Source organism: Suipraeoptans intestinalis (assembly GCF_009696485.1).
GTDB lineage: Bacteria > Bacillota > Clostridia > Lachnospirales > Lachnospiraceae > Suipraeoptans > Suipraeoptans intestinalis.
In genome coordinates this window covers 445,001-457,903 of the sequence record NZ_VULY01000018.1, presented here as the reverse complement: position 1 = coordinate 457,903, position 12,903 = coordinate 445,001, and the positions used below count along the sequence as shown (strand labels likewise).

The 12,903-nt window shown below is 41.7% G+C and carries 12 protein-coding genes, 6 tRNA genes and 1 pseudogene; 6 read left to right on the top strand and 13 right to left on the bottom strand.

Going from position 1 to position 12,903, the window contains the following annotated elements:
• The first annotated feature begins 32 nt into the window (after positions 1-32).
• The 3 genes and pseudogenes from pepI to FYJ34_RS02835 all read left to right on the top strand — a co-directional run bounded on the left by pepI (position 33) and on the right by FYJ34_RS02835 (position 3,669).
• Entirely contained in the window at positions 33-920 is an 888-nt protein-coding gene (gene pepI / locus FYJ34_RS02845) for a proline iminopeptidase (protein WP_330582508.1), read from the top strand.
• 370 nt (positions 921-1,290) lie between these two features.
• Positions 1,291-1,380: pseudogene (locus FYJ34_RS02840) on the top strand (transposase); the annotation flags it as partial.
• A 183-nt stretch (positions 1,381-1,563) separates the two neighbouring features.
• Positions 1,564-3,669, top strand: coding sequence for a transglutaminase domain-containing protein (locus FYJ34_RS02835; protein ID WP_154476061.1), 2,106 nt, complete (start codon positions 1,564-1,566; stop codon positions 3,667-3,669).
• Positions 3,670-3,881: 212 nt separating this feature from the next.
• Here FYJ34_RS02835 and FYJ34_RS02830 read toward each other — a convergent pair whose 3' ends face one another.
• The 4 genes from FYJ34_RS02830 to FYJ34_RS02815 all read right to left on the bottom strand — a co-directional run bounded on the left by FYJ34_RS02830 (position 3,882) and on the right by FYJ34_RS02815 (position 6,377).
• Positions 3,882-4,790: a radical SAM mobile pair protein B gene (locus FYJ34_RS02830; protein ID WP_015567824.1), complete on the bottom strand. Its 909-nt coding sequence runs from the start codon at positions 4,788-4,790 to the stop codon at positions 3,882-3,884.
• Entirely contained in the window at positions 4,778-5,467 is a 690-nt protein-coding gene (locus FYJ34_RS02825) for a radical SAM mobile pair protein A (protein WP_154478795.1), read from the bottom strand. Before FYJ34_RS02825 ends, FYJ34_RS02830 begins: the two co-directional genes overlap by 13 nt.
• Positions 5,464-5,901 carry a radical SAM mobile pair system MarR family transcriptional regulator gene (locus tag FYJ34_RS02820; RefSeq protein WP_015567822.1) on the bottom strand — a complete coding sequence of 146 codons (438 nt, stop codon included), beginning with the start codon at positions 5,899-5,901 and terminating at the stop codon, positions 5,464-5,466. Before FYJ34_RS02820 ends, FYJ34_RS02825 begins: the two co-directional genes overlap by 4 nt.
• 143 nt (positions 5,902-6,044) lie before the next feature.
• On the bottom strand, positions 6,045-6,377 hold the full coding sequence (locus FYJ34_RS02815) for a winged helix-turn-helix transcriptional regulator (RefSeq protein WP_008373705.1): 333 nt from the start codon (positions 6,375-6,377) through the stop codon (positions 6,045-6,047).
• A 142-nt stretch (positions 6,378-6,519) separates the two neighbouring features.
• On the opposite strand from FYJ34_RS02815, the gene FYJ34_RS02810 reads away from it, so the two are divergent.
• The 3 genes from FYJ34_RS02810 to FYJ34_RS02795 all read left to right on the top strand — a co-directional run bounded on the left by FYJ34_RS02810 (position 6,520) and on the right by FYJ34_RS02795 (position 9,258).
• Positions 6,520-6,873: a cupin domain-containing protein gene (locus tag FYJ34_RS02810; protein WP_004614173.1), complete on the top strand. Its 354-nt coding sequence runs from the start codon at positions 6,520-6,522 to the stop codon at positions 6,871-6,873.
• A gap of 191 nt (positions 6,874-7,064) precedes the next feature.
• Complete coding sequence (tnpA, locus tag FYJ34_RS02805) at positions 7,065-7,541, top strand: IS200/IS605 family transposase (protein ID WP_154476059.1); 477 nt, start codon at positions 7,065-7,067, stop codon at positions 7,539-7,541.
• A 460-nt stretch (positions 7,542-8,001) separates the two neighbouring features.
• Entirely contained in the window at positions 8,002-9,258 is a 1,257-nt protein-coding gene (locus FYJ34_RS02795) for a tyrosine-type recombinase/integrase (protein WP_004845968.1), read from the top strand.
• An 82-nt stretch (positions 9,259-9,340) separates the two neighbouring features.
• On the opposite strand, the gene FYJ34_RS02790 is transcribed toward FYJ34_RS02795, so the two are convergent.
• The 9 genes from FYJ34_RS02790 to FYJ34_RS02750 form a co-directional block, all read right to left on the bottom strand.
• Positions 9,341-9,426, bottom strand: a tRNA-Leu gene (locus tag FYJ34_RS02790).
• Between the two features lie 27 nt (positions 9,427-9,453).
• A tRNA-Val gene (locus tag FYJ34_RS02785) sits at positions 9,454-9,526 on the bottom strand.
• A gap of 45 nt (positions 9,527-9,571) precedes the next feature.
• A tRNA-Asp gene (locus tag FYJ34_RS02780) sits at positions 9,572-9,645 on the bottom strand.
• Between the two features lie 6 nt (positions 9,646-9,651).
• Positions 9,652-9,725: transfer RNA gene (locus FYJ34_RS02775), tRNA-Ile, on the bottom strand.
• A 33-nt stretch (positions 9,726-9,758) separates the two neighbouring features.
• Positions 9,759-9,831: transfer RNA gene (locus FYJ34_RS02770), tRNA-Thr, on the bottom strand.
• A gap of 11 nt (positions 9,832-9,842) precedes the next feature.
• Positions 9,843-9,914 (bottom strand) — tRNA-Glu (locus FYJ34_RS02765).
• A gap of 192 nt (positions 9,915-10,106) precedes the next feature.
• Positions 10,107-10,703, bottom strand: a complete 597-nt coding sequence (locus FYJ34_RS02760) for a TatD family nuclease-associated radical SAM protein (RefSeq protein WP_154476057.1) — start codon at positions 10,701-10,703, stop codon at positions 10,107-10,109.
• Between the two features lie 42 nt (positions 10,704-10,745).
• Positions 10,746-11,582, bottom strand: coding sequence for a TIGR04002 family protein (locus tag FYJ34_RS14120; protein WP_330582507.1), 837 nt, complete (start codon positions 11,580-11,582; stop codon positions 10,746-10,748).
• Entirely contained in the window at positions 11,539-12,402 is an 864-nt protein-coding gene (locus FYJ34_RS02750; RefSeq protein ID WP_154476055.1) for a pyridoxamine kinase, read from the bottom strand. Before FYJ34_RS02750 ends, FYJ34_RS14120 begins: the two co-directional genes overlap by 44 nt.
• Between the last annotated feature and the right edge of the window lie 501 nt (positions 12,403-12,903).

Genomic DNA, 12,903 nt, shown 5'->3' with positions numbered 1-12,903 from the left:
GAAACAGTTTAATAAGATTGGGGGAAAATACAGTGACAAAAATCACAGAAGGGTATATGCCGTATCTGGGGCATAAGACCTATTACCGGATTGTTGGAGAGAGGAAAGAAGGAAAAGCGCCTTTGGTGCTGCTGCATGGCGGACCGGGCTCCACACACAATTACTTTGAGGTGCTGGACAGAGTGGCGGACGAGGATGACAGGCAGATCATTATGTATGATCAGATTGGCTGCGGAAATTCTTATTTGGACGGGTGTCCCGAACTGTGGACGAAGGAAACCTGGATCAATGAGCTGGATGCCCTTAGAAAACACCTGGGATTGGATAAGATCCATCTGTTAGGACAGTCCTGGGGTGGGATGATGTGCGTGATCTACGCCTGCGATTACAAGCCGGAAGGTGTAAAGAGCTACATCCTCTCCAGTACGCTTCCAAGCAGCGCCATTTGGGAAAAAGAACAGAAGAGAAGAGTGGGATATTTGCCACAGGAAATGCAGGATGCGATCGCAGAGGCGGAGCGCACCGGTAAATATGAAGGAGAGGCTTATTTAAAAGCAGTGGATGAGTTTATGAACAGACATTGCTATGCTACCCTGACAGAGGATTCTCCCGAGTGCCTGACACGTCCGAAAAAGGCGGGCGGAGAAGCCTATGTGGCAGGATGGGGACCGAATGAATTTACCCCTATTGGCTCTTTGAAGGACTATGACTATACAAAAGAGTTGAAAGAGGTACAGACGCCTTGCCTGATCATAAGCGGTTTGGTGGATCTTTGTTCTCCGCTGATTGCAAAGACCATGTATGATATCATTCCGAATTCGGAATGGGAGCTGTTTGAGTATTCCAAGCATATGTGCTTTGTGGATGAAACAGACAAGTATGTGGATGTGCTGAAAAAGTGGATGAATCAGAACGATTAAGAAAAAGTACGAACGATATAATGCAAAAAGACAGCAGCTTTGCCATGTGGGGAGCTGCTGTTATTTTTTTGTCTGTGACACAAATAAATGCACCAAAAATAATATAACATTTGGTGCAAAACACAGAGCGAGAGAGTAAAAACTTTCGTTCCTTTTGTGGGTCGGATAGACCCGGTTGAGTGCGTAAACGCGTTTCTCAACAGAGAAATAAGCGTGCACGAAATATAAATCACTTGCTATGCGGATGCGCGACGGTTGTTGTATAAAAAAATTATCTTTCCATATACAATAAAGTTGTTTGGGCTATATTTACAGAAAGGAGAGGTGATTTATGGTGAAGAAAGAATACACACTGTCACATACAGAATGAGTGTGCAAATATCATATTGTCTTCACTTCAAAGTATAGACGGAAAATTATTTATAATCAATATAAGTCGGACATCGAGGATATTATTGAAATTTTCAAGGCATAACTAAGAAGTTGATAAAAATGATTTTTATACTGGTTTATGGTACAATCAAAATAAATCGAAGGATATAGGAACCAGTGGGTTTATCTCAACATGGATTGGGCAAAAAGATTGAAATACCAAGAATAAGTATAAACAAAATAGAGACAGGAAAGGGAGAGGTGAAATTTTATGAGGAAATATAATTCGAAATTCTTAGTCACAATCTTAATTTTGTGTATTGTTTTGATCGGCTGTACCGGACAATCTCAAAAATCAGGAATGACCATTGAAGACTTAAGGAAAAAATACAGTGATTCAATCGGATATGATTTATCAGAAAAGATTTATACGGTAAACCAAACGGAAAGCATCAATATCAAAGTAAATAACAATGTAATATTCGAAGAATATTTTGAATCAGCACACACGCCAACCCCTTTTATAGTATATACGGACGATAAATTAGAGAGCCCGTTGTTCGTTCCTTTTTTTGAAAGCGGTGAGGGCGGTACCATTGATATTGATCCCAAAGAGATCATTGGCGAAAGCTTTCTCTTTCAGAACAAGGAATATGCATTGTCGGGAAGCGGAACCTGGGGAATGTATGAAACACTGTATCTTGCGCGTTATAATGACCTGAAAACCGGAAAGAAATTAGACAGGCCGGTCGTTTATATCATAGATGTCAAGCATGGGAAGGAGAAGTTAGAGGCGCCGGTAGTCACAAAGCGAGTGACAGATGATGGAAATCTCAGACTGGATTGGAAACCTGTAAAAGGGGCAACCGGGTACTGGGTCATCAAACAGGAAAAGCGCTTGGCGGACTCCGCTAACGGTGAATTTAATTTAGCAAGCCGCTACCATTACTCTTTCATAGGTACGGGCACGGAAACAAATTTCATATCAGACAAACAAAGCAGGGAGTTTTTGAACCAGAAAAACTATTCGGCAGATGATCTTCTGGATCCCCAAAAAGCTTCCGATGTATTTGTTGTGGAACAAATCAATAAGGCCCCTGTGGACTATGATATTTTTGTGATAGCACAAAACGACAGGGACAAATTATCACCTCCGTCAAACATGATCCATGCCAGCGAATTTACGGGAGCTATGCCCTATCGTATTGCCTTCAATACATTTATGAAGGATACGGATAATCGTGGATTTGTTCTGAGAGATCTTAAAGATATACCGACTACGGTTCCGGTGATAATGATGGATGGCTCCATCAGAAATTTTGCAATTCAATATGATTTGGAAAACGACAAATTTTTCTTTAGCGAAAACAGGAATCAAAATATTTATGATCTTCCGATAGCAATAAAAAACACTCCTTTTACCGACACAATTAAGGTATATGGCGCTTCCGAGGACTATGAAGGCATTGTGGAAGCAAAAAGTAAAGAAGTTGAAGGGTTGAGCAAAACCGGCGTAAGCACTTTGGTTGTAGATGCTGAATATAAAGCGAAATTAAAACTTGATAAATCATCCGTTGTGAACACAGTTGCCACTGTAGATTACGATTATGTCGCCTATTCGCCTCTGGAGGAATATATCGTTACCAATATGCTTGCAGGAAACTTTAATCTGGATATGGCTGCATTTCCTGAAGTAAAAAATAAAGTTGTGTTATCGGAAGCATTTAGAAATGTTTTGGAAAATAACCCTATCATTGCAACCATACCCGGATATTATTATTCGGATTCTGAAAAGCTTTTGCAAATCTCAGTTTCGAAGACGGAATTTAAGAAACAAAAGGACTTGGCAGAAAAAGTCGATCAGATTATAAAGTCTGTCATAAAAGAGGGTATGAGTGATGAAGAAAAATCAAAAGCGATAAACGATTATCTGACGGAGCATACAGAATATGATTACGATGCGTTGACAGCTCTGAAAAATCATGAAGCGGTAGAGCAAAACCCGGCTTCAACCGGTGCGCAGATCAGTCAGGCTGAAAATGATTTCATGAAGTATGATGAGTCTTTCAAAGCGATGGGAGTGCTGATGAAGGGAAAAGGCGTATGCGCAGGATATGCGGATGCATATAGAATTCTGACCGGTTATGCCGGGCTTGAAGTGCTAACTGTTAGAGGTGATGTGCCGGGTGGACGGCATGCATGGAATCTCGTTTATTTAGATGGGAAATGGCTTGTTGTAGACGTCACCTGGAATGATTCTGATCATAATCCGAACAAGTATTTACATATTTCACAGGAGGATCCTACATATGTAGGGGATCATTTTATCAGTGCCGATTCTATAAGCGCGCGTGACAATTATGTGTTCAAAAAATGATAAAAGCTCGATAGCCCATTTTTGATGTGTCATAGAAAAAAGTGAGAGAAATGCTGCAAAGTCAACATTTCTCTCACTTTTTTTCACTGCCGCAGACCGGAATCGAACCGTTTTTCTTAATCTCAAATACTGATAGAAAGGGGCTTTGAAGACTTCATCACGGTTGCGGTGTTCAAAAAGTGTTCAAACGTTTGTCGCATACAAACTGGAAGTTAGCGATTTCTTTTTCCGGTATTCTCTGTCCCACGGATTTCCTCATGATAGAAATAATCTACGATCACCGGATGTCCCTGCGGGACTCTGCCATAAGGCATTTCATTATCCACAAAGGCACAATCATACTTCTTAGCCATTTTCTCAGCTTTTACTTCAAGTGCTTCAAAGTAGCTGCGGTTATGCTTGTTATAGATCTCGTCGTAAAGTGGTACAAGATCAGGATATTTTCCGGCGATATAATCCATAATTGTCTTTTTGAAACCGCCTCGAAGATTGAGATTTTCGAGCCAAAACAGATCGCACTGATTCTTTACCCGCTCAAAGATTGCTTCAAAATCTGTGATACCGGGGAATACCGGGGATACGAAACAGACTGTACGGATACCTGCCTCATATACCTGCTTCATAGCAGCGATACGGTGCTCAATGCTCGAAGCAGAATCCATATCGTTCTTGAAATTTTCATCTAGTGTGTTGATCGACCATGAAACGGTTACACGTCCAAGCTTCTTCAACAGATCAATATCCCGTACCACAAGATCCGACTTTGTGCAGATCAGAATATCTGCGTCACTGCCGATCAGCTGCTCCAGAAGTTTTCTGGTATTCCCGAATTGCTCCTCCTGTGGATTGTAGCCATCTGTCACAGAACCGATGACCACCCGCTGTCCGGCATATTTCTTCGGATTTTTAATTTCCGGCCAATGCTTCACATCAAGGAAAGTGCCCCATTCCTCCTTGTGCCCGGTAAAGCGCTTCATAAAAGAAGCATAGCAATACTTGCAGGCATGTGTACAGCCCACATAGGGGTTGACCGAGTAACCGCCTACCGGCAGACTAGACTTAGTCATGATGTTCTTTGTTTCCACCTCACGAATGAGGATTCCATTCATTACTTCTTCCATGATTTCTGTACCTCTAACACTTTATTAAATTCTTCCGGCATTTCCTGAATCATATTTTCATCCCCTATGATAGGGACAAGGTCTTCCTTCATAAACACCGGAATGCCGAGCTTATGTGTCTGGTCCGCCAGAGACCATGCCCATTCCGGCTCCGTATGAATCTTCCTGCTCTGAGCTCCGGTCATGGTGCCGACAACGATCCAATTGATTCCGGAAAGGTTAACTGTGCCGGGATCGTCGAATAACGGCTCAAAGGTAACACGGTAATGTTTTGCTCTGACGTTTTTCCGAAGGGCGTCGATACGCCACAGTTCTGCTTTCCTCGTCACCGTAACGCCAAACCATGCGTTTTTCAGATCGGTATCAAAATCCAGCAAATCAGGTCGCTTGGTAAGGAACAGGAACTGATGCTGTGGATTTTCACGGATCTTTTCAAATACCTCGTCTCTCCATTCCGGCTTCCATCCGGAGAGATCGCTCATGCCGGTAAGAAGAAAGTTCTGCGGACGTTTCTTTTCCATCATCTTGAGCTTACCCGGAAAGAATTCAGGGGCAGCGAAGTCATCAATCATATGCCAGCGTTTCACGTTGTTGCGGGCATAGCAATATGCACACCCCACTGTGCAGCCAATGACGATATTCATGTTCTGAATCTGATCTTTGATACAAATACTCATGACTTCTGCCACTCCTCAAGATTCTTTCTGATGCGGTCGAGGCATTCCTCAAACCGGGTAATTTCTTCCTCCGAAAAACCTTTGTAGTAAATACTGCCCATCTCATCAGATACAGAATCGTACTCGCCCTTTAAGGCATGTGCTTTCTCAGTCAGAAACAGAAGTGTTTTCCTTTTGTCCGTTTTAGACTGAACACGGCTTATCAGCCCTTGATTTTCCATTCTTTCCAGCATCGTAGTAAGAGATGTTATCGCTAATCCGCATTTAGTCGAGAGTGACCTGATTGAGATACCATCCTCCTGCCACAGCACATAAAGAATACGCCCCTGGGCTCCATTAAACGCATCAATATTCTTTTCGCTGAGAATCTTCTCGAAAATCCGGTCTCCAAGCTGTTTTATTTTGGTGACAAGAAATCCTCCATTCATTTCCATACAAAAGCTCCTATATAGTAATTTGTTAAAAACATACTATATAGGAGCTTTATTGTCAAGAGTTTATATGTCTTAATAGGTAAATTCCGTTTTTTTCAATTCTCCAAACTGGAATTGTTCGATCTTTTCAAATACTAACGTCCTTAATTCTGTTCAATAATTGATTTATAGTAGTTACCAAAGTCAGCAAGTGAATTAACAATTGGAAGCATTTTTGTTCCGAGTTCCGTTAAGCCGTATTCAACTCTCGGTGGCTGCTCATGGTAATCGTGGCGATATGCCAGCCCATCACTCATCATTTGTCTTAAACTATCTGTCAAAACCTTTTGTGAAATACCATCTATACTTCGTTGTAGCTCATTGAATCTCCATGGACGCTCTTTCAAGTTACGCAAAATCAGCAGTTTCCATTTTCCTCCGATAAGAGATACTGCTGTTGCAACTGGGCATTCCGGTAATTCTTCTTTTGCTCGCATAATTCTCACCTCCGAGTCTATTGTAACACATTCATTTTTGAGTGTACAGTTACAAAAAGGTGCGTACTTGTTTTTGTATGTGTCTCACACTATACTAATACCAAGCAACCAGAAACTACAAATTAACTATGGAGGTATTATTATGGCAAATTACACAAAAACAACTATTGGAAAGGAAAACCGAATTGAGCTGCATGAAAAGTTGTCTTTAACAGGTGCAGAAATCAGTTTAAATGAACTACCTGCAGGAGCAAATGTCCCATTTGTTCATTCTCATAAAGAAAATGAAGAAATCTATGGAATTCTTTCAGGTAACGGCAAAGCCATAATTGATGGAGAAGAAATTAGCCTTTCAACTGGAGACTGGCTAAAAATCGCACCTGCTGCAAAGCGTCAGTTTTTTGCATCCGATATTTCTGGAATTACTTATATCTGCATTCAGGTAAAAGAAAATTCTCTGGAACATTTTACAGCAGAGGATGCCGTAATCGGCTAATTAAAAGTATTTATTTACAAAAATGCACAGTTCACGATAAGCTAAGAACTGTGCATTTCTTTTTGTGTCACAGACAAAAAATAAACCACCTGCTATGCAGGTGGAGGGAGTCTCTTTAGATAAAAGAAACCTCCCGTGTATAATAAATGTAGGTCTGCAAACCACAGATAAAAACACGGGAGGTGTGCCATATGAGCACAGAAAATAGTTTAGCCCATACAAAGTGGGAATGCAAGTATCATGTAGTTTTTGCACCAAAGTACAGAAGGCAGGTAATCTATAAGGATATCAGGGCAGACGTAGGTCAGATATTAGGAACACTCTGCAGGAGAAAAGGTATCGAAATAATAGAAGCAGAAGCATATCCGGATCACATTCATATGCTTATAAGGATACCACCGAAATATTCCGTATCAGAGATCATGGGATATTTAAAAGGAAAAAGCTCCCTGATGATTTTCGAAAAGCATGCGAACCTCAAATATAAATATGGGAATAGGCATTTCTGGTGCAGGGGATATTACGTAGATACAGTCGGTAAGAATACTGCAGCGATAAAGAAGTATATTCAAGGTCAGTTAAAAGAGGATTTAGAATACGATCAAATGTCGTTAGTAGAATATATCGACCCGTTTACGGGTGCGCCGGTAAAGAAAAACAAGAAATAGACCACTTGGAGTGGTAGTAGGAAATCAAAGCAAACCAGCAAGCCCCTTTTGGAGCTACGCCGGAGTAAGGAAGCACAGAACCAGCCCCTTCAGGGGCAGCTGCAAATGTGGTGCAGTTGGCAGGCCTTTCGGTGCGCCTTCCGGGCGCAAGCAGGTAATAGTCCCTTATAGGGACTGAGCAGGCCACCGGCTAAGCCGGTGGTCCTGACTTGTTCAATATTACGTTTTCTCAATTTTTCAAACAAGAAGTTATCAGTGATTATCTTTTAGCAAACAGCCAACTACAGCGACGCCAAATCCAAGAACACCTAGGACATATCCCCAAAAATTATTTGTTGTCACAGCAATTCCTAAAAGTATTATTGCAACGCTTTCTTATCTACTGGTTCATGCTTAAAGGACAGCAGTGTTATCTACATCAAAATTAAAAAAGAAAATCCTTGCGTAAAGGGGGAATCTTATGGATAATCCCGTTACGTTTTCAGATATAACATTATTGAATACGTTAGCCACCTGTGCTAACATGACCACAGATGAAGTCTTCAAAGATTTTAAAATTATGGCAAATAAAAAAATCTTGAAGAATCACAAATATGAAATTTATTACTCGGAATCAGAAAAAAGCTGGCGTACTTATTTACCCGATGAAACCAAACCTAACAAACGCCGTCCTGTTAAGAGGAAGAGTAAAGAGAACCTTGAAAAAGAAATCATCAGATTTTATATCGAAAAGCAGAAAGCTGAAAACCGTCAGAATGTCACACTAGAAGAATTATATGCTGAATGGCTTTTGTATAAAAGAGATTATACTTCCGTAAAAGCAAAAACAATTCAAGAATATGTATCTGAATGGAATAGATTTTTCAAAGATACAGAACTTGTTAAAATGAAGATAGGCGAAATCAAACCAATCACGCTTATCCGCTTTTTCAGAGAAGCTACAAAAGACCGACAGTTCACGCACAAGCGAGTCAGTAATGCCCGTTCTGTTTTGAATGGAATAATGAGTTATGCGATCGAAGAAGAAATTATATCACATAATCCTGTCTCTGATGTGAATTTCAAACAGTTTACCTATAAGCCAGTAGAAGTACAAAGTGACAATGTATTTTCCCGTGATGATACGCATAAGTTATTAAATTATCTTCGGTGTATCATAGAGCCATATTCTCTTGCAATACAGTTATCTTTCTATCTGTTTATCCGTGTTGGAGAAACAAAAGCTATCCGTTGGGAAGATATTGACTACAATAACAGGCTTGTATATCTTCACAGGCAGGCGACCTGTGAACGTACATTGAATGATGATTTAACATTCTCAAGCCGAAAAGTAAAAGTAGTAAATCAAATGAAAGGAAATACTTCTCATGGATTCCGTAAACAGTTCCTTACAGACGAAGCACTTAAAATCCTTCACAAAGCAAAGGAATTAAATCCAAATGGAATATATGTCTTTGAACCCAACGGCGAGATTATGACAACAGACAGCTTTAATCGCCGTTTGAAGAAATATTGCAAAGAAGCCGGTGTTCCTTATCATTCCAGTCATAAAATCCGCTTTTACAATGCTTCAACAGCTTTTGACGGAAATAATCTTACAACCCTTAGTTATTTAATGGGACATAGTGAGACAGCTACAACATTGCATTACTTGCGGAATGTCAATAAGAGGAAGAATGACAGGCTTGCTTTTCAGAATCTTGGTATTTCATCATAAAGTGTTCAAAGGTGTTCAAACATTTTAAAACAAAAAATAAGAGAAACGCTGTAAATTCAACGTTTCTCCCATTTTTAACTAATGCCGCAGACCGGAATCGAACCGGTACGGGTATTACTACCCACGGGATTTTAAGTCCCGGGCGTCTGCCTGTTCCGCCACTGCGGCAAATCAACCGGAAATACGGTTGAAAAATGGGACCAATAGGGCTCGAACCTATGACCCTCTGCTTGTAAGGCAGATGCTCTCCCAGCTGAGCTATGATCCCATATGAAATAAATTATCGATTCCATCCCGAAAGAGGAAATGGAAACGACCCAGAAGAGACTCGAACTCTCGACCTCCGCCGTGACAGGGCGGCGCTCTAACCAACTGAGCCACTGGGCCAAATAATGGACCTTCGGGGACTCGAACCCAGGACCGATCGGTTATGAGCCGATTGCTCTAACCAACTGAGCTAAAGGTCCAAAATCACTAAATGAATCCTTCGTAGGATCCAAAGCCGATAATCGGACTCGAACCGATAACCTGCTGATTACAAATCAGCTGCTCTGCCAATTGAGCCATATCGGCAAATAAACAAATGACTCCGACGGGAATCGAACCCGTGTTACCGCCGTGAAAGGGCGATGTCTTAACCTCTTGACCACGGAGCCACAGTATAATTTGCATACCGCTGTTGTAGCGACGCATTTAATACTAGCATAAAACAGGCTGTTTGACAAGTGTTTTTTCAAGGGAAGAAAGATCCCCCCTTTAAGAGGAAACACATTCCCTTTGGGGAAGAAAAAATTCTTTTTAGAGGATCTTCGCGGAAAAGGGAATGCATGAAAAACAGGGATCGCAGATCAGGAGTATTTTCTGATCCGCAAGGGAAGAGAAAGAGAGGAGGCCACCTCTTTACAGGCTTCCTGTTGCTCTTTTGGTAACACATCCACAATGGACAGTGTGATATCGGGGATCCAAAGCTTGGATTCCTTAATAAATTCCAGAACCGAATCAAAGGCTCCGTCGTAAACAGGGAGACTGACTGCCTCGTAGGTAGCAGCATCCGGTGCATTCAAGCTGATAGATAGAGAATCTACCACTTCTGCCAGTTGAGGTAGAATGTTGAACTTGTTGTAGACGTTGCCCAACCCATTGGTATTGACACGAATAGAAATGTTATGATTGCTTTTTATGTATTTAGCAGAATCCAGCAGTACGTCCAAAGCGCAGGTGGGTTCGCCGTATCCGCAATAGACAAGTGTGTTCTGCCTTGAGAAATCAAAGCGTGCCATTTCCTCGATCACCTCTTTGGAAGAAGGAGCAAAAGAATGCCAGAGAGAAGCGGCCTCGCCGATTCCAGCGTGCTGTCTTCGGATACAAAAAACACAGTTACAGTTGCATGTGTTGGTAATGTTGGCGTACACCTGTCCGTCATAAAGGTAAAGAATATCTGCCATAAGATCCTCCTGTCATACAATCGTTGGGCTTTGTGGTTACGGTTAGAGAGTTTTGGTGTTTTCAAAAAAGAAGCGGCGTTTCAGACCCGCCTTGTCAAAAACAGTAGCCAGAAGGAAAAAGACGCCGGCACTTCCACCGCCCTGTATTGCGCTTCCAATCAGAGAAGCAAGAGGAGAGAGGAAGGAGCCGAACAGAATGCCTTCTGCCAGATAGTAGCCGGAAGCAGAAATCATCAGAGCAATAAAAGGAGCGAATAGATTTCTGGAAGAAAGTATTTTATTGCTGTTTGATGTAAATGGAAGGGTGATCAGCATTTTGATGATCACAGTTGCAACGGCCCAGGCGGGGGCGGTCAGTAGATCGGCGAGTCCGCCTCCGATGGCAGCGGCCGCCAAAGCATAAGGGCGTGGAAGCAGGACGGCAGCTAAAAAGATGAAAGCGTCTCCCACGTGGATATATCCGCCGTTACTGCCATAAGGAATATGAAAAAAATAAGCGGTGGTCAATGTGATAACGGCAGCAAATAGGCCGCTTAAAGCAAGATAAGAAACAGATTTTGACGTTGTTTTCATAGGGAACCTCCTTTTTATCATGGAATGTTTAGGTGAAAGGCCAGAGATCAGAGATCTCCCTTTCTGGATGGAACAGGTATGCTTGACTGACACAAAATGCTTTGGCACCGGTAAAATGCAGAGGAATTGTCCTGGGGAAAATGCTTTGGCACCGGTAAAATGCAGAGGAATTGTCCTGGGGAAAATGCCTTGGCATCGGTAAAATGCAGGGGCATTATCCCTGACAAAATACTTTGGTACTGACAAACTATCGATAAATGTTCTATATAAAGTGCTTCGGAGACAACATGGATAAAAAGGCTTCATAATTTACGCCATCGTTTCGCGGTACCTGATGAAGCAGGGAGTCTTCCAAGGAAGCCACCAAAAACTTTCCGATTTGTGGAATCAGTTTTTCTACAGAGATGCCCTGGGATACACCTGCCGCTATGGCAGAGGCAAACAGGTCGCCCGTACCGGAATAGCTGCAGCCTTTTTGCGGAAAGTTATAAAAATGACTTTGATTTCCGGAAATGTGCAGATTTCCCATGAAAGAATGACCGTATGCATCCATACTGCGGATTCCTGTAATGATCAAATGCTGCAAGTTGTTTTGACAAAACTGGATCCCGATGGGAATCAGAAGCTCCAACTGCTGTTGAAGCGTGGCAGATCCGGCAATCGTTTGGTAGTCCAGATCTGTCAGCAAACAGAATTCTGTCAGGTTTGGCGTCAGTATCTGTGCTCGGGCAGAGAGCTGCTTCATCTGTCTTAAAAGCTGAGGCGTAAAAATGGAATAGGCCTCTCCGTCATCTCCCATAACAGGATCTACCAAAAGGAAGGTAGAAGAAGAATGAAAGGTGTCCAAAAATGAAAATACTTCATTAAATTGTGCTTCTCCCGTCATAAAGCCGGTGTAGATACCGTCAAAGTGTTGTCCCATTTCCAGCCAGTGGCATCGGAAATGTTTCATTCTTGTAGTGTAATCTTCGCAGAAGTAATCAGGATAACCTGTCTGTGCCGACAATATGGCGGTGGGCAAGGGACAGGCCTGTACTCCCATTGCGGAGAGGACGGAAATAGAGGCTACCAGAGAACAGCGGCCAAAGCTGGATAGATCGTTAATAACTGCGACTTTTTTTGCCATAGGATTACTCTCTTTCGTAAAAGTATGTGGAGCAATCATAGCACCAAAATGGAATGGTTAAAAAGTCCAGATTAAAACAAGTGAACCATACCAGTTTATAAAAAGTAAAAAATCACTAAAAAATCTAAAAAACAAACAAATATATTGACATATTTGACAAAGGCATAGTATTATAAAGGTCCATCTTAGCTTTCGGTTCTACTGTAGGAAGTCCATCTTGGTCTTTCTGCCTGTGTGGCCACAGAAGTGATGGGGATCGAATCAGGAGAAGCAGAACCGCGCAGAAGATGCGCAGAAGATTTAGGATGGGACAAGCAGCAGAAACATATAAAATAAAAAAGTGAAGAAATCATATTGACACTCCAAAACAAATATGATATCTTGATGTAGTTGTCGCTTGAGACAAGCGAGAGCGGCAAAGCACCTTGATAACTGAACAATAGACAACAACCCTGAAAATTTCTTAAGAGAAAAATTCAGAACGGACAGGACCATGTTCTA